Here is a 24,350-nt window from a genome sequence, read left to right on the forward strand (position 1 = left end):
ATTCTAAGCGTGCGGCCCTAGGCGCAATCCAAAATCGTATGGAAAGCACCATCCGCAATCAGAGCTCTATTGCTGAGAATGAGTCTGATGCTCGCTCTCGTATTCGCGATACTGATTTCGCATCTGAGACTGCTGCTTTAACTCAGAACCAGATTATCCAGCAGGCCTCTCAGACCATTCTGAGCCAGGCTAACCAGCGTCCAACTGTTGCTCTTAACCTCTTAGGCGGTTAATAGCTAGGATACAAATTTCGTAATCTCTCATATCTCTAAGGCCGCTTTTCTCTCCTTTTGCGGCCTTATTTAGAGAGATTATTCATCCGAGAGTCCATTTGTAAGCGCCATCACACGGTGTTGCTTACAAATACACTTTCACAGTTTACTTTGTAGAGCGTGCATCTTGATTACGCTGCCTACATTAATTTAGATATGAGATAACGATTATGGCCTTATACGTCAATACCAACGTAAGCTCCATTAATGCTCAGCGTAAGCTTGCTAACTCTACTTTAGCTCTCAACACTTCCTATCAGCGTTTGTCATCAGGTCTTCGCATCAATAGCTCCAAGGATGACGCTGCTGGTCTGCAGATCTCTGATCGCTTAACATCCCAGATAAATGGTTTAAATCAGGGAAATCGTAACGCAAACGACGGTATTGCCTTAGCTCAGACCATTGAAGGTGCTCTCGACGAGACCACCAATATGCTGCAGCGTATCCGCGTTCTCGCAGTACAAGCCGCAAACGGTACCAATACTGAAAAAGACCGTAAGGCACTTCAAGAAGAAGTCGATGCATTATGCTACGAAGTTTCACGTATTGGTTATAAGACCACCTTTGCTGGTGCTCATGTACTTATGAGTCTTGGTGCAAAAGATGGTCAGAAGGCAGCAGCAGGCAACCCACTTGATACTCTCAAGGATGCAAATGGCAACTATTTCTTCCAGGTAGGCGCTAATTCACAAGATACTATTAAGCTGCTCATGACTGCCGGCTTCCACATGAATGGTATTGCTAAGCTTGCTAACTTACAGACTAAAGATACAGCTGCTGAAGCTGCTAAAGCTGCTGGTATCCTTCTTTCAAATGCGGATACTCCATCCCTTGCTCGCTTCTTAGTTGATACGGCTTCAGTTGCACAGGTAACTTTAGCTAACATCGATAAGATGATTGAGGCTGTGGATTCTAAGCGTGCGGCCCTAGGCGCAATCCAAAATCGTATGGAAAGCACCATCCGCAACCAAAGCTCTATTGCTGAGAATGAGTCCGATGCTCGCAGCCGTATCCGTGATACCGACTTCGCATCTGAGACTGCTTCATTAACTCAGAACCAGATTATTCAGCAGGCTTCTCAGACTATTCTGAGCCAGGCTAACCAGCGTCCAACTGTTGCTTTAAGCCTGTTAGGCGGCTAAAATACCGATTAATAATCAAATACTCATATCGCTAAAGGCCGTCCTCGTGACGGCCTTTTTTATGGCCGGCATTTGCAAGAGCACTTGCGCGGGCGCTGTGTATTTTGCTTTTTGGGCAATGGCGGGCATAAAAAAATCCGCTGGGTGGGCCGAGCGGATTTTTTGTTTTTGTAAGCTGAGAACTTCGTTTGATTAGTTCATTGGGGTGATTTCACCGATGGAGCGGTCAGCAAAAACGCGCTTGCCGCGTACGATGGAACCAACATAGTTTTCGATGATGGCACGAGCTGCGTTGTTGTAATCGCCGGTCAGCTCGATGATGTACATGTTGTCTACCTCACCAATTACGATAGCGTAAGTATTAGTGGTTACGCATGAGGTGGTGTAGAAGCCCTTGCCCTGCTCTATCTTCTCAGTGCATGCATGAGCATTCATGTAGCTATCCATGTAACGGGATGCGTCCATACGTGAGGTCTTACGGGTATAGCGCATCTTGATGAAAGTACCCTTCATGGTAGTTTCGTTACGAACCTTCTGCTTTACTGCATTGCTGTAAGTAACTACATTGTTATCAATGCTGATCTTCCAGCCAAATGGAACAGCCGGAAAGTAAACAGGAACGATGTTGTTCATGTAGTCGTTCCAACGAGCAAGCGTTGCCTTGTCCGGCTCAACAGCCTGAGCACTAGATGAAACCACTACTCCGGCAATAGTCATCACAGCGATTAAACCAGCGCGTTTGAATGCTGAAAAAAACTTAGACTTAGCCATAAATTACTTTCCGTTAAAGGTTAAACATGGTCTTGAGCAAGATTGTGTAAACGGAATCCACACAAGGTTTAGCACAGACGTTAAATTGTTGTGTACATCCTACCAAAGAATCAGCCACATGCTCATAATCTTATTATGATTAACTAAGCTTTATCACAAAGCTTAATGTTATTTGGGCTTTTATCTATTCTTGGTCGCCTTAAATGATCACAATATGTGCAGCGTCATATTGATGCTCAAGCTGTTGCGTTGAGAGTAGCATCATAAAGACTTAGTGGCGTTAGTGATCTTGCGATCTTTTGATCTTGGGATCTTGGGATCTTGGGATCTTGGGATCTTGGGATCTTGGGATCTTTCTAAGCGCCTGGCTGCATCTCAGGGGCGATCTCAAATTGTTCTGGATGCTCTATGTAAGATACTAGCAAGTGCTGTGCCTCATAGACACTTTGACAGCGAGCAAAGACTCTAAAGAAGCTATTGAGCTCTGGTCTAAACTTGCGAGCATAGCCTAAGAACTGCTTCATTCTATCCATTACGGATTTATCTGCATAACCTAAAGCGACCATTTCTAGAGCAAACTCCCAAACTACGTTAAGGAGCTCTGAAATGGTGCAAGGCTCAGCATGGCTCTTGAGCACTTGGGCAATATTGACGATACCTAAGGCCGCACGTCCAATCATTTGACGATCGGTATTAGTCAGAGCTGCGCAGTCCTTAGAGCTCTTCATATCCACGATATCACCGTTAGCTACTACCGGAATGCCATTAGTAAGGCTCATGATCCCGCCTACTGCAGCATGATTAATAGCTTCAGCACGGTAGAGGTCTTTACGGGTACGAGCATGAATGATTAACTCATTGACACCATCTACAGCCATAGCCTTGATAATAGTCGGTAACTCGTCAGATGAGGCAAAGCCAGTTCTAAACTTAATTGACAGGTGAATAGCAGGATCAAGGGCTTCACGTACAGTGCTTACGATACGGTTTAAGAGCTCTGGCTCCTTTAAGAGCATCGACCCACCGTGATGCACAAAGCGAGAAGGGCAACCAAAGTTTAGATCAATTGCATTAGCACCTAAGGCCACAGCACGTTTAGCAGTAATGGCAAGTGACTCAGGTACGTCGCCTAAAAGCTGCACACGGCATGGACAGCCAGAGTCAGTAACTGCACCCTGCTTTAACTCAGGTACATAGCGAATTAAAGTCTTATTTGGAATTGGCTCATCAGTAACGCGGATAAACTCGGAGGTACAGGCATCATAGGCTCCATGACGAGTCAAAACCTTGCGCATTGGTGGATCGGTTACACCTTCCATTGGAGCAAGATAAACTTTACTAATCGCAAGAGCCACTGTCTGTTCCTCCGTGCAGCAAACTTAGAGCTGCATCCTGTCGTAATAGCTTATAGCGGCATATTACTTCTGCTAGGCGACTATCTTGTCTGTCGCTTTGGCATTCCATAGAGGGCCTTAATGAAGTTATGTATGTCGCTAAAATGTTTTTTGGCCTAAAAGATCCTGTTAGTTTGGGTTTGGATCTTGTAGATATCTTCCTTGTAGAAGATGGTGTGCCCAAAATCTGAACGCTGCATTTTACCCCAAAAACGTGACATAGCTACGGTTTTTCGTACTTTTGAGTTATTAACTCATTTTGTTAGACCCATTTGATTGAGATCTTATTGCGTTTTTTGACCCATATTCAATTTGCATAGATACAATGGTGGTAAGATCTTTATTTCATATTGTCTGATGTTCACGGCTATCTTGATAGGCGTTTATGCATGATGATCGCTTTTTGCGATGGTGTAACGCTGATTCTTTGTTTGTGAGATATCGGCTTTATGTGAACTTAAGGTGCTTAAGTTAGCACAGTGTTTTTATTAACAACGCTGCGATTAGAGGTCGCAAGCTAAGGGGTAACTTGTGAAAATAGCAACTCATGACGGTAGCTTTCATGCCGACGAGACATTGGCTTGTGCCATCATCTCTTTCATTCATGAAGACTGCAAGATAATTCGTTCACGCGATCCCCTGTTGCTTGAGACTGCCGACATCATTATTGATGTCTCTGGCTTGAATGACGAAAAGCACTTTGATCACCACTCTAATGAGTTTAATCTCACCCGTAGCAATGGCATCAACTACGCTACTGCAGGTTTAATGTGGGATAAGTTTGGCTCTGAGTACTTAAATAAGATCGCTAACAAGTTCTTAAATGACAAGAAGCGCTCTGAGCTTACTGATGAGATCTTAGCTGCAGCAAAAGATCGTATTGACCGTGAGATCATGTACGCTGTTGACCTTAACGATAATGGTCAGCTCAATAGCTACTTACATGACACTGTGAAGGTTGAAAACGAAGGTGAGCAGCGTGTGATGGATGAGCTCAATGAGTTCTATCGCTTCTCTCCAGACATTGCCTACTTAGTAGCAATGCAAAATATTCCTGATATCTCCGCTCAAGACCAAGACAAAAACTTCATGACCACTGTTGAGGTTCTGCGCACCCTGCTCATTAACGCCTCTATCAATGCCTTAAACACTGAGATCGGCATTGCCAAGGTCTTTGCTGTCTATGATGGTGGTGAGCTCTTAATCATGCATGAGAAGTTACCTTGGAGCCAGGCTGTTCTGTCTGACTTTGAGCGTTTTGCTAACTGCAAGCTCGCTATATATCCAGATCGCAAGCGCGGCTGGCGTGTACAGTCGCTGCCTTACTCTAAGGCTGAGCGCTTTAAGAACAAGCTTACTGCTCCGGTTGCATGGCGTGGCTTAGATGATGAAGAGTTAGATGCAGTAACTGGCCTTAAGGGCACTATCTTTATCCACCGTGCAGGCTTCACTGGCGGTGCTATGGAGTTTGAGACCAATTTAGAACTTGCTCGCATGTGGCTCAAAGACGGCGTCAGCAACGAATAAGCAATCCTTACCATTATCTCAAGCTTAGTGGCACCCTAGCCTAAGCGAACTTAAAGACCTCCCTTGTGGAGGTCTTTTGCTATGGTGCTATACATTGTTGTGCTGCTAAATATCGAGCTTCTGCCTAAACCCTGTTTTCTCTTGGTAGCTTCAGGGTAAAGTGCTCACTTTGCTCGTGGCTCAGCTAGTCCTTATGCTTGTATTGTTCCATTACGAAAGAATATGGCCACTTATACCCTTTGTCCTCATGTGCTCTTCTAACTGTGCTGAGGTGGGCTGCCTGCATCTTTAGAGTAGCTTGATGCGTCATTGGCAATTATGCTGCTAGTTATGCTGCTGCAATTAATGCTCTTTGCCAGACTAGGCATTATTAGCGTTACGTTTTGCTAAGCTTTTCTTGCAGTACTTTTAGATAGCCTAATAAGCAAAAAGCCCGCTAAGTGGGGGCTTAGGGGCTTTTGTGAGCTTTTTGATGCGGCTAAGCAGCTGCGAGAGCTTGTCTTGAATAACTTGCTTGGCTTGATTACTTTGCTTGCTTAGCGTGCTTAACTTATTTCTTTGGAGCGAGTGGGCCAAAGGTGATTTGAGCAACACCCTGTGAGGCTACGCCGCGTACAAAGGAGACTTCAGCGTCTGGCTGGCCATTTTGCTGACCTTGGATGTGCTTGAAGGTGCGGTACTTAACTGGCAGATTTAAGGCACCTGGGCCGCCGGAGACTAAGTCGCCTGACTCAAACTCACCAAAAATATAGAAGATGTCGTTAGAGCTCTCAAGCTCAATATTGGCACGTGAACCTGCAGGGAAGTTATACCAACCTTCTACCATCCAGGTCTTACCATCGTAGTCTAAGTAAGATAAGGCTACTGAAATTGGCACGTCAGCCACGTTCTTGCACTCAAGCACCAAAGCATTAGCACTGCTTATAGCGCCCATACCTAAAGCCATAGCTAAGGTTGCAACTGTCTTTCGTAACACTGTCCATCCTCCGTGCGCGAACGTAATTCCAATCGTCAGTATTGAGTATAGTACCTGTTTAAGCAACTAATAGCAAAGCACAAGAGCGATGCTTAAGTTTCCTAACTTGCACTAACTGTGCGGATTGTACCTTAAGTACTCATGAGTTTGTAGCTTGCACAGCATTTGTTTACATCTTTGTAGCAAAACTAAGCTCATGTGGGGCTTATTTACCACTTCGATGTGTTGTGCCTTGTGCTTAGCTGCTGTTGCAGCCAAGTAATGAGTTTTTCTCTATCTTTGACTGCTTGGGCATCACCTCTACCAGGCCCTTTCCTCTACGAAGCTCTCTCCTCTACCAAACTTTTCGAGCTTTTTGCAATGCTATGCATTGCTTGGCTGCTAAGAGCCTGACCTTGTACCTATGACCATGTACCTTTAAGCATTTGCCTGTTGGACTTTGGCATGGGCCCTTATGCGTTGGCCTTGCCGTGGCCTTGTCCTAGCCTTGTGCATTAGCCTTGGACTATTGTCTTGGGCGCATGGCTTGTGGCTTTGAGATTTTTGCTGGTAGAGTGTGCTTGAGAGCAATTAACAGACTAAGGGGTAAAGGATGAGTCCTTGCCCTCGCCGCCTTTTTTGACTTCCCCACGCTCTGGCAGATCGTCAAAGTTATCGTTAAAGATGGAGTCATCGTCATCTTTAGCATTGTAAGCATATGGATTTGGCTTGACCTCATTATCCTTACGCTCATTATTGCTCTTGGCTTGATTGTCACTAGCGTTTGAGTCCTGTGGCTCGTTAAATGATGATGGCTCATTGTTTTTAGAGCTCTCGTCATTTGCATTAGGCCACATACCATTATCATTACGCTGCTCATTGGAGTTTGGCCACTGAGATTGGTTTTGATATGGATTGTTGTGCTGCTGATGCATCATGTTCATTCTGATGTTATCAGCATTGCGCTTAAAGATGCGGCGTAAGTTTTCCTCACGCTCAAAACGACCAGCCTCATCAAGATCTTCATAGGCTGGTCCATGGTCAATAGTATTGTCCTCACGCACACGGCTTTGGGACTCATAAAATTGACGCAACGGATTACGTGCTGACAGCGCAAACTTTGGATCAGCAATGCACATCTCAATGACCTTTCTTAGCTGTACTAAGAAAGATACGGTATAGCAAATCGGAATACCGGCTAGCATGATGTAAGAGAATGAGATATTAAAGAAGAACTGCGAGAGCATTAAGAAGGCAGCTAAGGTAGCGCCATAAGAGCTTAAACGCAGTGCGGTGGCATAGCTTACCTTGGTCTTCACAAAGATGGAACCAATGGCCTTAGTAGCAGCGCCGGCAATGAGCACAATAAAGGCAAGCATGGAGAACATCCATAAGGTCACCATGAGCCATACGGTGTAGTATGAGGAGTTGAAGGCCTGCTCTAAGGCACGAGCCATCTCCAGCGGCTCAAATTGCGAGCCAGCATTGCCATATACTGAAGTCCATGGCACAGTTACAGTACCATCATGGGTATTAAGGATGGCTGCATGTGAGGTGATGGTAATTGGCACCGACTCATTGAGTCCATCAATAGGACCATTTTCTAAGTTATAGGCCAAAATAGCCTGGCCTTTGGAGTTATAAATTACCTTTGCTGCAGCATCATCAGGATTAGTTGGAGAGAGCACGCCATTAGTATCAATATAGCTAGGTGGAATCTTACCTACTACAGTAGAGAGCTCATAACTTTGTAAAGTAGCTAAGGCTGCTTTAACCTGATAAGTAGCAGGCAGTGCAATAGCAGCGCAGAGCAAGAACAGATAGGTAATACCCACTCCTGCCATTTCTGACATTACTTCAAAATAAAAGCGTCGTGACACGATCGCCTTAAACGGGTAAGAGAGGTATTTAAGAGTTTTATCAAATTGCATAGATAGCTTATCAATCCGCCAAGTTAGAAATACGGCCTATTATAGCAAGTATACATGCCACTCTCTTGATAGATACTTTCGCTATCCATTAACAGAGCAAACCTCACACTTTCTAGGGCACTCTCAAGCGCCCGCCCATGGCTTATAGGCACCATCAAAAACCACCGCCTAACCATGAGCTCATGTGCACCATCAAAACCACCGCCCGCACCAGATTAAATAAGCAGCTCATCAGTTTTGAGCTCCATCCCCTGCTTTATCGAGCACCTTAAGAAAGTCCAGGCCATGCCCCTCGCTACTGACAGCAACGCCAAAGCGCCTCCTTGCTTGCTAGATAGCTCTTTTATTATTTAGCTTATAAGTTTGGTAAGTTGATACTTTTAGGCTTACAACAAAGCAAGATGCCTGCTGTATCAATCTCAAGTTTATTTTGTATAGTTTGGTTGCAAGACAATAAGTTCACGTTTGTCTATTAGCTATGGTCAATTCAATATTAAGGAGCTGCTATGTATGGACAATACAATGTTCTAACTGAGATCAACTCATCTCATAAAGAGGCTTTGCATTCTAGTCTGATAGCATCTTTACTCAAAGAGCATGAGATACTTTGTGCCTTTATAAAGCTTTTATCTGACTATATTAATATAAACAGTGATGAACTAATTGATGGTGCTGTGGACACTGAATTTGTTTGTTCTGAGTCTAAAAGAATAGATATTTTAGTACGTCTTAAGTTTAAGCCTAGTGGCTCAGAAGTACCTTACTATCGCGTACTCATTATAGAAAACAAGATTTATGCTCGTGATCAGCCACAGCAATTAGACAACTATTTTGCTGCACTCAAGCACTTAGGATATACAAGCAAGGAGATTGTGCTAATTTATTTAACCCGTGAAGGACTTAAGCCATCAGAATACAGCATCTGTGCAGATACTGAAGAAAATGCCTCATTAATAAAGCTATCTTACCAAGAAGACATTATGACGCTGCTTGAGGACTCGCTTGCTTTAGAAACAGTCCAACAAAACTTTAGACTAAAAAGCACTATTCAAAGCTATAAAGAGCTATTAGTTGAGCACTTATTTGCAGACGGTGTTACAAGATCCCCAGAGCTAGTATGGCAATTTGTGAATGAGCTTAAAACTAAAGTTCTATCTTTACTACAACAACGCTATGCTGTCCCTGATGAAGGTTTAGACAAAAACTACAGTACCTGCACTGAACAAGAGTTTCTAGCTAATTTCCCAAAATCACCACTGCGCTTTGGCTTTAATATCCCTTTAAGGACGTGTTCCTTAAATAATAAGGATGCGACCATATATTTTTGTATCGAGATAGAGTACTACATCTGTTATGGTTTATCCCTCAAAGTAGATGGCTCTTTTTACCATTGCGATTACAAAGAGAATCACCAGCTATTAAAAGACCTTGGTCGTTTAATTACTCAACTCTTTAAAGAGGGATTTGAAAACCACTACGAATGGCTAGGCTGGAAATACTTTAACCTCAAGCAATCTAAAGACAAGTATGGGCCTAACCTCAGAGTACTTGACGAAGAGAGCAGAGCCACTCTACAAGATGATGCTAAAAGGCAAGCGCTTATTGATTCCATGGTTGATGATATTAATAGCCATATGTGCGACCTTGAACCAAGGCTACTAGAGCTAAATAGCTTAAGGTCATCTACCTAGTGTTCCTGTACTCACGTACTCAGAGCTTTTATAAGTAATAAGGCTTCTATTGCTGACATCTGCATTAGTCGTTGCTAAAGTCTTGCCCTGATGGCGCTTTATTGTAGCTTATGCCGCTTGTGATGCTAAGCTAGCTGAGCTTTCTGAGCTTTATGAACCTTAAGCGCCTTAGTTCCTTTAATATCCTTTTGCGCAGTAATGGCTTATATGGCTATGCCTTGAGTCAAGAGAAGTGACTTCGTAGTATTTGATGGCTTGTTATATCTGTGAAATGCGTGAGGTGGTTTTTTTTAGGCAGGAATCTTTTGGGTGGCACTAGTGGCACTAGACGCAAAAAAGCCCCTCATTGCCCAAGCTTACTCTATGAGTTTGCCTGTGGATCCCAATTCAATGAGGAGCTTTGGATATAGCATGTTCTTTAGGCCAGTGCGCTTGTCGTCGCTTGTTTGCTCAAGTAGCTTATTTGCTCAAGTAGCTTAACTTGTTTGACTGGCCATTATGCTCTGCTCTTAAGCTTGATGATCCCAAGTTCTATCGTGCTTGCGATCTTAAGCTTAGTTGAGCGTATCTTGGTACTTGTAATTAGTTGCTCCTTAGGCTGCAGGTAGCTCTTCTACCTCGATGAGCTTAGAGACATTCTTCATAGTATTGCTAGCAAACTTTGGATCAATAGCCTCAACACTATCTATCTCATCATCCTCAAAACCATTAAGCTCTTGTTTTGAAGCATGGGCATAGCTCTCAATGTAGCTGTCGTCATCATCATCCTCTTCATCATCTGATGCGCTATAGGCAAATGCATTTACATAGGCCATAGCTTTATTAGTATCAGAGTTGTCATGATAGGCCAGTACCTGCTCATTAAAGCTCTCCTTTGGAGAACCATCCTCGAGTGCGGCCATAAATGCAGGAGCATAATCAAGCTGACCTACATAGATTTTGCGACTACCGCTAACCAAGGTTGGCATGGCACCACCAATGGAGTTGGCGATATTGCCGCAGTGCGAGCACTTAGCAATAGTTGGTAGCTCTCTATCATCACTTGCTGCAGGTACTTGTGGTGCAGGATTTACTTCAGGTAAAGGCTCTGGTTTTGGCAGCGGTTGAGGCAGTGGCTGTGGCTGTGGCTTTGGCAGTACGGTTAGAGTACCTGGCTTAAAGGCCACCTCATAATTGTGGCTATTGGACTTACCAATAATGCTGCCATCTACCCCAATCTCTAAACTAATGCCTAAATCATCTAACTTGTCACCCGTGACTAAGCCATGCGCAAGTAAGTCATCTAAGTTAGTAATAGTATCTTTGCCTAAGCTTAAGTTTGGCTTGTGATCATGGGCAATTACTTGATCAGCTACATCTACTTGCACCTGCTTTTTGTTGATATTGACGGTTAAGTTGCCGCCTAAAGAATCCACGCGCTGATTGCGATCATGAATAGCACCGCTGCCACCTGCTCCTTTATCCCAAGTCTCATCGGCATACTTGTATGAATAGTAAAAGTCATGGCCAAGCTCTTGATTCTCTTTACGAGTTACTACCGCAAAGTCGTAATAACCTGCATCCTTTTGCGCATAGTCGCGAATGTCGGTCTTAGTGAGCAGACTATCGATATCAAAGCCTTCGTTGTTCACTAAATCACGATAGTCATGTACCTTACCATCATAGGTAAAGTTAAAATCCGCCACATAAAATGGCTTTAAAAAGCCCTTGATACCTAAAGCATAGTCATCCTTACCTTGAGTACCGGAGCTTACAAAGATGCTATTAAGCTCATCTTGACTCATGCCATTAGCTAAAGCCTCAGCTGCAGCCTCAGAGTAAGTAGTGGCAATGTTCACCTTAGCATCATTTTTACTTACGGCATCTAAGCTTGCAGCGCCATCCTTAGGCTTAAGGGCTACGACTATACCCTCTTTAGCTACATTGCCTGCTACGCTACCTGCTAGCACACCTGCTGAGGCAATCTTGCCTGCCTTTAAGTCATTAGCAAGCTTGCTTGCGCTCTTATCCTCAAGGCTAACCATGACATTTTTAAGCTTAGTATTGCCATCAAGCTTGCCGGCAACACCACCTAAATTACTCTGTGCTCCTAAGCTAACGGCTCTACGACCATCCTTAATCTCAAACTTGTTGACCTCCACATTTTCAAGCTTGGTGTTATGCATGGTGCCGGCAATCGCGCCCACATTTACATCCTTACCTTTAGCTCCCCCATCGAGTGTAAATATAGCCTCATGCACCTTCAAATTCTTAACCGTAGCTCCATCAGTTGCGGCAAAGAGACCATAGTTGCCACTATTATCAATAGTGCCTGAATATGTGATGCTGTTAAAGGCTCCATCTAAGGTACCCTTGAAGGCCTCATTAGTATCCTTGCCAATGGGTGCGTGATCTTTTAGCTCAATATCTCCCACTAACCAGTAGTTACCACTCATGTCATTTTTAATATTGACTAATTGATCGGCACCATAAATACCCACTTGCTTAGAATGATCGATAAAGCTTCCTTGCTTATGTGATCCATTTACATTGAGGTCACTTTCCTTAGCGGCCTTAAGTCCGTTTTTCGCAAGCAAATCACGATAAGTCATGCCTTGATTAGTCTTAAGCTTAGCATCGAGATTGCCGCCAATATCGATACGATCAATCGAGCTATTGAGCTGAATATTGGTCTTATCCTCAGCAGCATCAAAGACCTCATGCGCCGCACCAATAATGATATGACCACCATTAATGCGTATATCATTACTCTCGATGGAACGCATTAAGGTAATCTTACCCATGCCTCTACCTTGAGGCATGATCTCAGGTGGCAGTGGCAGGCCATTACCATCCTTAAAACGATTCATCAGCTCTTGAGATGGCTTAGAGGTGCCTAAATAAACCGACTTAAAGTTCTCAATCGATCCTGTTCTACCTACGCTAATGCCATTTGGATTAATGAGGTATAAGTTCGAGCCATGGCTATCATCTACTATATGGCCATCAATATGAGACGCACCTGGTCCTTTGACCACATTTAAAAATGAGGCCACCTTACCTGGAGTTGGCTTAAAGTGCACCGCATTGCCAGCACCCACATTAAACGAGTTCCAAATCAAGAGCGCGTTATTCTTATTCGTTGATACAGTCATCACCGTGCCTAAACCATTAGCCTGCTGTGATATTGAGGCATTGTAGGCCTTGTTAATATCCGGCATGGCACCAGCTGCCAGAGCTGCATTGCTATAGCCCCAAGCTGCGCCACAAAACATCATGGCAGCAAGCGAAAGCTTACTTATCCTCATACGCTCTTTAAGCATTGCACTCTTAGCACCACGGCCACAAATAGGAGCTGCGCCACCCTCGCCCTTAGCATCATCAGGAAAGTAAGCCTCAGCCTCATCAGAAACATCAGCAGCATTAACCGCAGCCTTAGCATCTGCTGCATTAGCCTCAGCATCACAATTATCAGCAGCGTTAGCTTCAGTATCAGCATTATAAGCAGCGTTAGCCTCAGTAGTAGCGTTAGTATCACCATTATCAGCAGCTGCAGCTAGCGCATCCACACGCCCCTGCTCCTTAAAGTGCGCTGCGCCATCGCCCGCACCTTCAGCACCATTACAAGCATTAACCGCATCAGCAGCCATGCTATGAGCACATTGGGCATGACTATGAGTATGCTGAGCAACAATAGCCTCAGCACTATCCTCATTAACCACCACAGCAGCCTCATTATGAAAGCTAAGTCCTATGGCACCGTCATTTGCTACACCAAGCTTACTAACGCAGCCACTTCCTAACTGAGCGGCCATCAGCTCATGTTCATCAGCACCTTGAATAACACGAACAGCCTTGCCAAGCTTAGAGTCAACTGCAGCCACATCGCCGCGATCAGCGGCATCAGCAGCGGCGGCAACTACAGCGGCGGCGGCAACTACAGTCGCAGCGCCCGCACCACCTGCACAATCCGCCGCTCCCGCAGCCATGGAAGCCCCCGTAGTCATAGCAGCACCAAACTCACAAGAGTGTGCGCCCTGAGCTACATCAGAGTGCAACTTAAGAGTACCTTGCGCATCGGACTCATATGCTGCAGTTACAGCAATACGCTGAGCCTTACTTGCAAGTAAGCTGCTCTCAGAAAGCCTATGATGATGCGAGACCGGCGCACTCATTGAGCCTATAGCCTCTGTATCCCATGCCTGAAGTGGATTTTGGTGTAGTTCTGACATATACCATGTCCTATATCAGCAGCTACACTCATATACGCATCTTTAACCTTGAACATGATATGTGTATGAGTACACATACGTACTTAGCGCCTAGCGTAGCTGTACTTAATGTATTTAATGATTAACAAAAAGTGACAGTTATTACTCATCCTCACAGCTGTTATAAGAAGCTGCCGCCCTGAATAGTAGAGCGGCAGTTTTGTTATAACGTGAAGCTCATTACAACTGTTTTCATGAGCTAGACTACGCTTATTTCTGAACAACAAAAGAGGCCCGCAAGAGCGATTTTGTCTCATTCAAAAAACCATAAAAACCAAATAAATAAGCCCACCATCACCACCAAATCCTCATCTCCAGATCTCATAAAATCACACCACCACAGCAAAGCGCACTCACTCTTAGCTCCCAGAGTGTGAGGGCGATCACCAAATTATATTTGTGAAGCACTTCACAAAATGAGGCCGCTAAGCCCCAAACCCAGCAAGTACCATCAAATCAGCATAGCGACATATCGCGACCATCCCCGGCCAATCTCTAAAGACATAATGCCCGTTGCTGCCACTACACTACCAGCGCACCTCATCCCTTGCGCCACATTCAATACCATCCTTTTGAGCTCAACGCACGCTTGCCACGCTTGCCACGCCAGCTTTGATTGCCAAGCCTTAAGCTATGGCCACGATAATGTTTGCCCAGGCATTTAGGTATTGCCACACCCACAGGTATTTCAACACTAATGTATGACCAGGCTTTCAGGTATTGCCACCATTAAGGTATGGCCAGGCATTTATGAATCGCTACGCATTCAGGTATTGCCGCCATTAAGGTTGGCCAAGCTTTAAGTTATGGCCACTATTCCAGTTATTTCACCATTGTGGTATGGCTACGCTTTCAGGTATTGACGCGCCTCTTGGTATTGTCAGCATAAAGATATTGCCAAACTTAAGGTGTGGCCAAGCTTTAAGTTATGGCAACGCCTGCAGGTATTGCAAACCCACATTTACTGTCACCATTAAGGTTGGCTACGCCTTCAGGTTTTGCCGCGCCTCCTGGTATTGTCAGCATAAAGATATTGCCAAACTTAAGGTGTGGCCAAGCTTTAAGTTATGGCCACTACTCCTGGTACTGTCACCATTGAGGTATGGCACGCCTTCAGGTATTGCCATACCCAAAGGTATTGTCACCATTAAGGTATGGAAGTGCATTCAGGTATTGCCAAGCATTCAGGTATTGCCATCATAGAGATATTGCCAAGTCTCAAGGAATGGCTTCTCCTACAAAGTTTGTCGCGCATGCTGCCTAGCAAACATAGCCGTATCAGCCTAGACAGTCACTGACGGCCACAAACGTGCTTAAGCTAATCCATGCATGCAAGTGAATAGAAGGATGCAAGCTTAGCAAGTAGCCCAAACAGCGCACTGCTAAAGCTAGCATCACTATTTGCTGCTTTGTTTATAGGCTAGCTAAACTTGTGAACTAACAGGAGTTAGCAATTGTTTAAGTTATGAGATAGCTATGGTTGTAATCTAATCTATGGCCTGTGCAAGCTTTGTAGGCCACCTCTTGAGTACATATAAGCCGGATAAATTAGCGCTTGATGGTTTGCATTACTTGTATACTAATGACATGATCTAATTTGATCGTTCTTAATCTTGCCGGTTTTTAGCTATGTCCAAACCACATCGTACTCTCACCACCTTAGCCTCATGCTTGCTCTTGAGCGCTACTTTATCCGCTTGCTCATCTTCAAATGACAGTGCTTCTAAGGCTACTGCCACTGAGCACGTGGCAGCACAGGCTAAAGCAAATAACCCTGTAAATGCTTCTCAACCTGTAAAAGCACCTCAAGTAGCTGCAGCTACACCTCACTCCCGACACTCTGACTTTGCAAGCTATGAGCTTGCTTATAAAGAGGCTCAAGCACAAGGCTATGAGCTTGATTCCCACTTTACCCCTTATCGTGGCTCTACAAGCCGAATCTATGGCACTACCTCAGCTGGTTGTATTGCTAATGCCGCTGAGTTTTCAGATAAAGATCAAGACTATCAAGTACAACGTCGCGGCCCACGTAACTTTGCTCACCCGCTTATGGTGCAATACCTAAACGATTTAAGTGAACGAAGCTCAAAACTTGGTCTGCCACCTTTATTAATTGGTGATTTGTCCTTACGCTATGGTGGTACTTATGGTCTTAGGTCAGCTCATGCCTCCCACAACACCGGTATTGATGTCGACTTACCTTTTGACTTTGCTCTGCCACGTAAGAGTGAACAAGAGCTAATTAATCCTGAGGATGTCTATATCGTCAAAGGTCATCAGATTCAGAGTACCTTCACTAAATCCATTGAGCTGTATATTAAAGCAGCCGCCTCTGACCCACGTGTCGATCGCATCTTTGTCGCCCCAATGATTAAAAAGCACATGTGCCGTGTCTACGAGCAAAAACCCAACAATGGCTTTTTAACTAAGCTGCGTCCTTGGTTTGGTCATCAGGCTCATATGCATGTGCGCCTCAAGTGCCCATCAGATAGCCCAAATTGTGTTACTCAAGCTCCTATACCTGCAGGCACTGGCTGTGGCTATGAGGTCGACTCCTGGCTCAATCCGCCACCACCAAGCGCCACTAAAAAGACTACTGTGCGCAAGGAGCGCCCACAGCCACCAGCTCAGTGTAAGCTCGTACAAGCTGGCATTACTGACATTCCTGATGCCTAAGCTAAAGCCTCATAGCTATAGCCAATAGCCCGAAGTATAAAGCCTAATGCCAGACATAGAACGCTGGCACCTTAAGCTTAAGCTAGAGGCTAGAGGCTTATGCTTCACCTCCACTATAAATATGAAGCATAAGGCTTGAGGCTAGATTCTTATGCTCTCTTCTCCACTCTAAATATAAGCATCGAGCTTGAGGCTAGAGTCTAGAGGCTTATGCTTCACCTCCACAGTAAATATGAAGCATAAGGCTTGAGGCTAGAAGCTTATGCTTTCACCTCCACTGTAAATATGAAGCATAAGGCTTGTGGCTAGATGCTTATGCTTCACCTCCACTGTAAATATGAAGCATAAAGCCTGAGGCTAGAGACTTATACATTTATCGGCACTACAAATTTGAAGCATAAGGCTTGAGGCTAGAGCCGTGTGCATTCATCGCTGCTATAAACAAAGTGGTTGGTATCTCGTGATGCGGCAAAGTTGTGTAATAACGCAATTAGCACCTTGCCAAAGCCACGATCTTTTTTGCAGGTGCGACAGCCTAGCAAAGAGATCATGGCAATTAATCTAATCAGCTACTGAAAACCTCTTTATTAGGCAGCAATTAGCTAAAGCAAAACGGCAGTACTATGGTGGCGATGCGTGAATTCGTATGGAGATCTCAGTGCTTATCAAGGCGATAGACAAGGATGGCAGCAAGGACGGCCTATAGCTGCGATCTTGTTTTTAAACCAAGGGCACATGGGATGAGGGATCGTGACAGTTAGATTAGGAGCTCCAAGATCATGGCATCAGAGTCTTGGGCAATGAGATAGCTCATTTGACGATCTTTTTTAAAGATCTCAGTACTTATCAGGCAATGTATTTGGCACATGGCACAGACTGCATCTAGCCACGATCTTATATAGGCAGTACAAATAGCACAGCTATGATCTTATGTTGTACCAACAGCAATCTATATAGCTAAGCTGCGATCTTATATCTTTGCAATCAGTGCCATGAGCTCAGAGCACAGTGTTTATCGAGACTATATATTTTTCTCATGGTACAGACTGCATCTAGCCGCGATCTTATATAGGCAGTACAGACAGCACAGCCGTGATCTTATGTCGTTGCAATGCCAATCTATATAGCAAAGCTGTGATCTTATAAAGTAGCTAATAACAATCTATATAGATGGAACACCGCGTTTGGTTCTAATACGGCATGAGCACAGTAGCAACCAAGTAACTAGCTACAAGATCATGGCCGCAAGATCATAGCAGCTGGCTCAAAACGACAAGATCACAGCGCTTAGTGCGTGCCTTATATTGAGATCACAGAGCCATGTGGGCGCTAGATTTGGGCTGAGTAAAGCCATGGGATCACAGCGATTAGTGCGCAGCTTTTAGAAAGATCTCAGAGCCTATATGTGGCTAGATTTAGGCTAATGGCAAATGCGGCAAGGAGCGGCGATCTTATTTTAGGGCGTGCAGGCGTCACTTTTGGGTCGTGATTTTTAGGTCAACAGCGGCAAGATCACGGCAAGAAGATCATGCGGCAAGGGGCAAACTGTCTAGCATCATAGTGGCCCGACCAAAGCGGCAAGATCATGGCTCGGGATAAAAGCCGTATGTTCATGGCGGCTAAGGCAAGGTGAATTTAAGATCTCAAAGCTTGTCGAGCTGATGTATTGGGGCGGGAGGCAAAAGCGGCAACGAGCGGCGATCTCTTCTAAGAGCATGTGAGGGTGAACTGCAGGATCATGGCTGTTGGTCAAAACGGCAAGATCTCCGAGGCAGTGAACTAACTGGCAACAAGATCATGGGCAAAAACTTAAGTAATTGGCGGCAAGATCTCCGAGGCAAAGACTAGCTTATTTGAAGATCTCATTTGAAGTTCTCAACAGCTCTTGAGCAGTACCTTTGAAAGCGGCAATACTTAATTCTATGCAGCATAGACTCTCAGTCATATTGTTGTGCATGACTCTGTGAGCTCATGGTTATATGCGGCAATACTTTAGCTTAGATGCGATCTTCGTAGGTATGTTCTGCTGTTAGGCCTGGTGCTAATTCTGATGCTGATGCTGATGCTGATGCTGATGCTGATGCTGATGAGAGTGTGCTCACCTAGCATAGATTTGCGCTCTCATGGCCAAGGCTTATGCTTCTCTTACTTACATGCCTGCTCAATAAAATGCGGCCAAACTGCATCGGAGGCAAAGAAGGCAAATGTGGCAATCCTAGAGCCTTAGTGGTGGCTTATTGCTGCGTCGTGTACGTATTTCTTGTGCTGCGTTTAGATGATAAGTTTGGAAAGGCTATTGACTCAAAGTCTTAGAAGGCATGAGCTGGTCTTTTAGAGCCTTTAAAACTGTCAATGACGCGCTTTCAGGCTTTTGCGGCCCTTTGAGGGGCAATGTCTTTATTGGCGTGGCGATCTAAGCTGAGATCTTAATTGTGATCGCGGCAATGCCGGCAGGCATACACTTATGTTAGCGGCAAGATCTTACCTCTAAAGCTCTTATATATGATCTTTTAGGAGCTACATTACCTTGAGCAGAGTGTGGAGCGCCGGCGTGCATGGCTACTATGGCAAAGGGCTTTTCCAAAGCCTTAGGTGAGTCGCTCGTTCCTGTCTATGCCGGCAAAGGAGCTCTGTATGGCAATAGCATTTGTACAGGAGCGGGCGCTGCAATGGCTACTATCTTGAGTCAATGGCTATGGCCAGGTAGACAGTCGCTGTATTGTTATTGAGCTTAGCGCATGAAGGCATAGTCTTGTTATCTTTTGTGGCTATTGCGATTGGATAAAGCCAAGCTTAGATTTATGGGATTGGCTGAACTGACTGTTGGGCGCTTAGTCTGTTGGAGGCTTAGTCTTGTTGCTTATTTGTGTCTGAGCTTGGCGGTAGTGCCTTGATAGCTTGCCAATCGAGGCGGAGGGTTTGGCTATCTTGCCTGTTAAGTATGAGTATTTTGGGGCAGCTTATGGCCAAGGTGGCAAAGGCAGCATGGTGTGTATCTAGAATGAGCGGTATTTGATGGCTTGTAGGCCCATGCAAAGTTGGCCTATAAATGGCTTAAGTAAAGGAAAGTTGTAGCTAGAAAATTCAAAAAGATGTAATTTACTTTGTGCCTGTGTATTTTTGGCACATTAGCTGCACTTTAGTTTGTGCCAAGCATAACTTTTCTGAGTGCTTTAGCAATTTAAGTTTTAATAAGTCTTGAGTTTTACTTAAGGCTTACTGAGAAAGCCAAGGCCTCTCAGATATTTTCTTCCCTGCTTGGAAGGAGCTATTTATGTCCATTAGCAACGTATCTCACACCACACAGGTTGCATACGGTTACCAATCTAGCGCTACTAATAAGAGCGCTGACCCACGTAACGCCGGTGTGTTTGCTGCCATGCTCAGCAACGCAGGTGAGATCGAGCAAGTACAAGGCGTACGTCAGCAGACTGTTAATCCAGTAGCACTGGAAACGGCAGCAACTGGCCGCTCTAATATTGCCCAGGGTGCAAATATTGGCGCTTTCGGCAATAATGGCGATCATTTTGCCCGTGTACTCGCCAAAGCTCAGAACAACTTCGGCATTTCAGCTGCTGAAGCCGATGCTCTGTTAGGTACTGCAGGCTTCTTATCAACCTCCAACACCAATGGTTACAGCGGTGTTGCCAATAGCCTGAACATTGGTGCCCCTGATACTGCAGCTACTCAGGCTGCTCAGATTATCGGTGCTATTGAGTCAGCTAAAGAACTTGCCGCTGCTAACGCTAGTGGCACTTTAAAGCAAGACCCTGCTGCAGTTGTAAACCTTGAGAACAAGGTAATGGATTTCACCTCAATGCTCCCAGAGGGCATGCGCTCTTTACTGAGTGACTTAAATGCCTCTGACAGCGAGAAGAACTCCTTTGTTAATGTTATGGTCTTTGGTAACGAAGACGGCCCACATGGCAAGATGGCAACTGAATACTTTGGTGCTAGTTCTATGACTGGTGCTCAGCTTTCTGAAAAGCTCAGCTCCACCATCGAAATGGCTAAAGTAAACCCAGCTGCTCTGCAATCTAAGGATTACAACTATCTCTTACGTCACTCTGATAGTGACTTAGGCAACAGCTTAGCTTTAGAGGCTGGTGCTTCGCTACAAGAGCGCACCTTAGATCGCAGCTTAGATGATACTTTCCGCTCTGATATGGCCATGATGCAAATCCTTGGTCGTAGCACCGCTCAGTCAGCTTCGCTGTTCTGATAAGAATCTTACACGCTGCCTTGAGCATGAATTTATAGGCAGCTACATAGTACACACAATGGCCAGTTTTTCTGGCCATTTTCATTTGTGCCGCCTACTTTGCTACACCTTTCCCTTGTCCCTTTTCACTTGTCACCATTCTCTTGATTAGGCCGCCTTTCATTTATAAGGCCCTATTCTCATAAGTAGACCAACATTATCTTTAGTAGCTGCCTTTATCCTACAGAGCCATACAAGACTGGTGCGGGCGCTCTAAAGGTACTTGCTGAGCGTGGAACTTTATCAGTTATCTCAAAAGGAACTTCCGCTTGTGCTATTACTGCCATTGCCTCTCTAGATGTAGATAATACTAAAGTATTACTTAAAGCGGCTAATGGCGATATGAGTCCAAAAGATGCTTTCTATCAGATGGAGCAGAACACGGCTGCTCCTGTAGCTGGAACCGTATCAAGCCTAAAAGGAATGGCTATAGGCTCAGCCATAGGCATGGCATTAGGCCCAGTTGGCGCATCTGTTGGTGGTCTTATTGGAGGCAGTGTCGGCTACATGGCTGGCTCTACAGTCGGCCGAGTCGTGACTAAAGCTGCGCAAAAGGTTCGTGAAGTAGCTGTTAAAGCAGTAAGCACTGCTGCAAAGGCAGCTGCCAAAACGGCATCAGCTATTGGCAATGCCGTGGTCAGCGGCATAAAGAGCTTTGCGAGCTTCATATTCTCTTTATTCAAGTAATGGTTCTAAGAGGACTTAAGTGCCATAGCTTGAATCAAGCTCTGCCACAAAGTTCAGGCCGATTAGCTTGCTGCAGATAGTTGTTTGTAGGCACTTTAACCTATCTGCAGCATAGATAATTGGGCTGGCCATGAGATCACAATAAGCGCATATCTAAAGCATTAGCATCTTGTTAAGACAGAACTTTGTTTAGCAAGAAGCTAATGCTTTTTTCATTGGTGCGTATGACGTGCCAAAATGGTCACATCAAACTGCCCATTATTTGCTATTGCCACATACTAAGCTCAAGCAGCATTGCCTCTTGTCCATACCATGAACCTACTCTTTGCTTGGCAAAAGCTGGCTGTTAACAGTGCCATCTTCATTTAGCTTATCTGAAACATACACAGTTTTTGAGGTGCCATCGGCATTAATTGCTTCAATTGCTCCCACCTGTCTCAGATCATTACTAAATACGACGCAGTAGCGATATGGATTAGGGTTTTCAACGCTTAGACCATATCTCTTGTCGATGACCTGTTTGGTGCCTTCGGCAAGCTTTGTGAGTATGTTTTCACCGTGGCGAGCAAGCTTAAACTCAAATACAGTATCTTCAACCAAGATATTGAGGTCTGGCTTATAGACAACTAAATCAGCACGCCCTAAGACGTAGTGAACCTCGCGAGCAACACCAATACCAGAGAATTTAATGGCGATGTAGCAAAAGCCTGTTACCACATTTTCGCGATTATTAGGTGCAAATAAGTCCTCAGGTGCAAGATTTAAAATCAAGTTAATCTGCTTTGCTAAACTATGTCCACCCTCATGGAAGCTAGCAAAAAGACTATCTCTGTTGTCAAAGAAGGTTTGGAGTTCTTTATATAACTTGTATTGTGCCGGTTCTTTATAGAATGAAGGCGACATTACAAATTTAGTTAATGTTTTCGCGACCTCATAATTTGCAAGGCCTAGGTATGCAAACTCTCCTTCAACTCGTTTAATGCTTAAGTAGCCTGATTGGAACAAGACGGCAATAGCACCTTCATCATTTATATCGTCTAAATTGTCAATCTTAAAGATTAATGAATCAATATCAACTTTAATCAGATGAGCATCGTAATCATTGAGTTGTCTATCATTAAGATCCAGCATGAATACAAGATTCATTGATTCAATAACTTTCAACAACTCAGGACTATTTTGTTCAATAGATTCAAAGAAGTCTGGATACAACCTCTTCAACACTTTTGATTTAACAACTTGAGAACATATTCCGAAGAGCTTAAAAATGAAGGAATTCTGAGCGCCTGTGCCGCTCCAGTAATTAATAAACCCATTTACTGGGCGAGTCAGAAATGAAGAAACACTAACTGGACTGAATACATTTTTGCTTCTGTTATCTCGATTCCCAAGCTGAGTAAAAAGATAGCCATCATAGAAATAGCTAAGTTTTGCCATCAACTCATCATAGTCCAAATCTAGAACTTCTTGTGCGTTTTTAAGCTCTGGAGCAAAATAGTGCTCTATCTCATCTTGAGTGTAGCCGCAACAAGTAGCGTATTCATCATTAAGAGAGATATTCTTAAACTGATTAGCACCAGAGAAGATGGAAGTCTGCGCGTATGAACTGACACCTGTAACAAACACGAAGCGGAACGGCATTCTTTTTAATGTAGCAAATATTTTACGGTACTCACGTTTAAGCTCATCAAACAAGGTTGGGTCGTTTAAGCTTTCCGTAAGAGGGACATCGTACTCATCAATTAGCAATACAAGACCATCACTAGATAATGGCCTATCCCCATCAACTAGTTCAGGATGGCACGCTAACCATGAACTATCTGATAGTTTAAGTGTAATGTCGTAAATAAAGTTACTTATGATGGTGCGTAATTTTTGGCTCTCATCAATTTTGACACCAAAGTATGTTGCGATATTTTTGATGTCATCAATTAGGTACTCGTTAAACTCATCAGCAGATGAAGATTTATAATCGCTCCAGTCTAAATGAATGACAAAGTAACGTTTAGTCTCTGGCCAATGCTCGTAGCAGTAAAGACCTTCAGTGCCTACTGTACCTTTAGAGAACAAATACTCTAAAGTTGAGACCATGGTGCTCTTGCCCATGCGACGAGGTCTTGTTAATAAGTAACAATCGTCTTGCTCTGCTAACATACATGCAAACTTAGTCTTATCAACATAGACAAATTTGTCGTTAATAAGCTGACTAAATGATTTATATATACCTGAGCTTATCTTTCTTGGCACCATAATAATACCTCGCACATGAAGCTAGCGATGCTGCTTATATAGTATAAGCTCTTTAACACGATGTGAGCTGAAATAGCTAACTAGATCTTCAAATAATGTTCAGGATAACCGCACAAATCTAATGTCTGCTAGTGTTCGTTTAGCAACCGCCTATTTGGAACGTGCCATCTTCATTCAGCTTATCTGAAACATACACAGTGTTTGAGCTGCCATCAGCATTAATTGCACTGATGGCTGCTACGAGCCTCTGCTCTAGGCTTATTAGCACGCAATAGCGATATGGATCTGTTGCTGCAGGGCTTTTATCTGAATTATCTTCCTGAGGCTGTGCTGATGATACCTTAAGCTGTTTGAGTTCTTCTTGAGTATTGGCAAGCTTAAACTCAATGACAATATCCTCAGCTACATCTGCCAATTCGCCCTGATGAGGCTGATAGATAATTACCTTGGCCTGATCTGCGTCCAGCTTAACATCGCATTTCCTTACAATAGCTTGGAATTTCAAGACCCAGTAGCTAAAGAAGGCAAGCTGCTTTTCACCAC

At 44.3% G+C, this 24,350-nt stretch carries 15 protein-coding genes; 8 read left to right on the plus strand and 7 right to left on the minus strand.

From position 1 onward, the window contains the following. Both RDO37_RS06400 and RDO37_RS06405 read left to right on the plus strand, forming a co-directional pair. A partial coding sequence (locus RDO37_RS06400; protein ID WP_308498490.1) for a flagellin occupies nt 1-233 on the plus strand: 233 nt, incomplete at its 5' end. A gap of 209 nt (nt 234-442) precedes the next feature. Further along, the gene (locus RDO37_RS06405; protein ID WP_308498491.1) at nt 443-1,414 is read left to right on the plus strand and encodes a flagellin; all 972 of its coding nucleotides are present in this window, start codon (nt 443-445) and stop codon (nt 1,412-1,414) included. A 192-nt stretch (nt 1,415-1,606) separates the two neighbouring features. On the opposite strand, the gene RDO37_RS06410 is transcribed toward RDO37_RS06405, so the two are convergent. Then, nucleotides 1,607-2,185 (minus strand): hypothetical protein, encoded by a 579-nt coding sequence (locus RDO37_RS06410; protein ID WP_308498492.1) that lies wholly within the window; start codon nt 2,183-2,185, stop codon nt 1,607-1,609. 356 nt (nt 2,186-2,541) lie between these two features. Beyond that, a complete protein-coding gene (locus RDO37_RS06415; RefSeq protein WP_308498493.1) occupies nt 2,542-3,540 on the minus strand; it encodes a tRNA-dihydrouridine synthase in 999 nt (332 codons plus the stop codon). A gap of 570 nt (nt 3,541-4,110) precedes the next feature. Between RDO37_RS06415 and RDO37_RS06420 the strand changes: the two genes are divergently transcribed. Then, nucleotides 4,111-5,106 carry an MYG1 family protein gene (locus RDO37_RS06420; protein WP_308498494.1) on the plus strand — a complete coding sequence of 332 codons (996 nt, stop codon included), beginning with the start codon at nt 4,111-4,113 and terminating at the stop codon, nt 5,104-5,106. Between the two features lie 550 nt (nt 5,107-5,656). Here the strand turns inward: RDO37_RS06420 and RDO37_RS06425 are convergent. Further along, nucleotides 5,657-6,082 carry a DUF1036 domain-containing protein gene (locus tag RDO37_RS06425; protein ID WP_027938865.1) on the minus strand — a complete coding sequence of 142 codons (426 nt, stop codon included), beginning with the start codon at nt 6,080-6,082 and terminating at the stop codon, nt 5,657-5,659. Between the two features lie 578 nt (nt 6,083-6,660). Further along, entirely contained in the window at nt 6,661-7,941 is a 1,281-nt protein-coding gene (locus RDO37_RS06430) for a DUF1189 family protein (protein WP_308498495.1), read from the minus strand. A gap of 557 nt (nt 7,942-8,498) precedes the next feature. On the opposite strand from RDO37_RS06430, the gene RDO37_RS06435 reads away from it, so the two are divergent. Further along, nucleotides 8,499-9,683, plus strand: a complete 1,185-nt coding sequence (locus tag RDO37_RS06435; protein WP_308498496.1) for a PD-(D/E)XK nuclease family protein — start codon at nt 8,499-8,501, stop codon at nt 9,681-9,683. Between the two features lie 593 nt (nt 9,684-10,276). Here the strand turns inward: RDO37_RS06435 and RDO37_RS06440 are convergent. Continuing rightward, nucleotides 10,277-13,894, minus strand: coding sequence for a filamentous hemagglutinin N-terminal domain-containing protein (locus RDO37_RS06440; RefSeq protein ID WP_308498497.1), 3,618 nt, complete (start codon nt 13,892-13,894; stop codon nt 10,277-10,279). A 1,668-nt stretch (nt 13,895-15,562) separates the two neighbouring features. Here RDO37_RS06440 and RDO37_RS06445 point away from each other — a divergent pair. The 4 genes from RDO37_RS06445 (at nt 15,563) to RDO37_RS06460 (ending at nt 21,557) form a co-directional block, all read left to right on the plus strand. Beyond that, nucleotides 15,563-16,609 (plus strand): penicillin-insensitive murein endopeptidase, encoded by a 1,047-nt coding sequence (locus RDO37_RS06445; protein WP_308498498.1) that lies wholly within the window; start codon nt 15,563-15,565, stop codon nt 16,607-16,609. 2,555 nt (nt 16,610-19,164) lie between these two features. Beyond that, the gene (locus tag RDO37_RS06450; protein ID WP_308498499.1) at nt 19,165-19,338 is read left to right on the plus strand and encodes a hypothetical protein; all 174 of its coding nucleotides are present in this window, start codon (nt 19,165-19,167) and stop codon (nt 19,336-19,338) included. A 545-nt stretch (nt 19,339-19,883) separates the two neighbouring features. Further along, nucleotides 19,884-20,831 carry a hypothetical protein gene (locus RDO37_RS06455; RefSeq protein ID WP_308498500.1) on the plus strand — a complete coding sequence of 316 codons (948 nt, stop codon included), beginning with the start codon at nt 19,884-19,886 and terminating at the stop codon, nt 20,829-20,831. Between the two features lie 381 nt (nt 20,832-21,212). Beyond that, complete coding sequence (locus RDO37_RS06460) at nt 21,213-21,557, plus strand: hypothetical protein (protein ID WP_308498501.1); 345 nt, start codon at nt 21,213-21,215, stop codon at nt 21,555-21,557. Between the two features lie 318 nt (nt 21,558-21,875). On the opposite strand, the gene RDO37_RS06465 is transcribed toward RDO37_RS06460, so the two are convergent. Continuing rightward, nucleotides 21,876-23,807, minus strand: a complete 1,932-nt coding sequence (locus RDO37_RS06465) for an AAA family ATPase (RefSeq protein WP_308498502.1) — start codon at nt 23,805-23,807, stop codon at nt 21,876-21,878. A gap of 139 nt (nt 23,808-23,946) precedes the next feature. Beyond that, nucleotides 23,947-24,350: hypothetical protein (locus RDO37_RS06470; protein ID WP_308498503.1), on the minus strand; the 404-nt coding region annotated here is incomplete at its 5' end.

The sequence above is a fragment of the uncultured Anaerobiospirillum sp. genome, assembly GCF_902485895.1.
Classification (GTDB): Bacteria; Pseudomonadota; Gammaproteobacteria; order Enterobacterales; family Succinivibrionaceae; genus Anaerobiospirillum; species Anaerobiospirillum succiniciproducens.

Bases quoted from the DNA above. Each gene is read 5' to 3' on its own strand.
- RDO37_RS06455 (WP_308498500.1), top strand. From the start codon at position 19,884: ATGTCCATTAGCAACGTATCTCACACCACACAGGTTGCATACGGTTAC.
- RDO37_RS06410 (WP_308498492.1), bottom strand. From the start codon at position 2,185: ATGGCTAAGTCTAAGTTTTTTTCAGCATTCAAACGCGCTGGTTTAATC.
- RDO37_RS06465 (WP_308498502.1), bottom strand. From the start codon at position 23,807: ATGGTGCCAAGAAAGATAAGCTCAGGTATATATAAATCATTTAGTCAG.
- RDO37_RS06450 (WP_308498499.1), top strand. From the start codon at position 19,165: ATGGCTACTATGGCAAAGGGCTTTTCCAAAGCCTTAGGTGAGTCGCTC.
- RDO37_RS06440 (WP_308498497.1), bottom strand. From the start codon at position 13,894: ATGTCAGAACTACACCAAAATCCACTTCAGGCATGGGATACAGAGGCT.
- RDO37_RS06445 (WP_308498498.1), top strand. From the start codon at position 15,563: ATGTCCAAACCACATCGTACTCTCACCACCTTAGCCTCATGCTTGCTC.
- RDO37_RS06435 (WP_308498496.1), top strand. From the start codon at position 8,499: ATGTATGGACAATACAATGTTCTAACTGAGATCAACTCATCTCATAAA.
- RDO37_RS06460 (WP_308498501.1), top strand. From the start codon at position 21,213: ATGAGTCCAAAAGATGCTTTCTATCAGATGGAGCAGAACACGGCTGCT.
- RDO37_RS06405 (WP_308498491.1), top strand. From the start codon at position 443: ATGGCCTTATACGTCAATACCAACGTAAGCTCCATTAATGCTCAGCGT.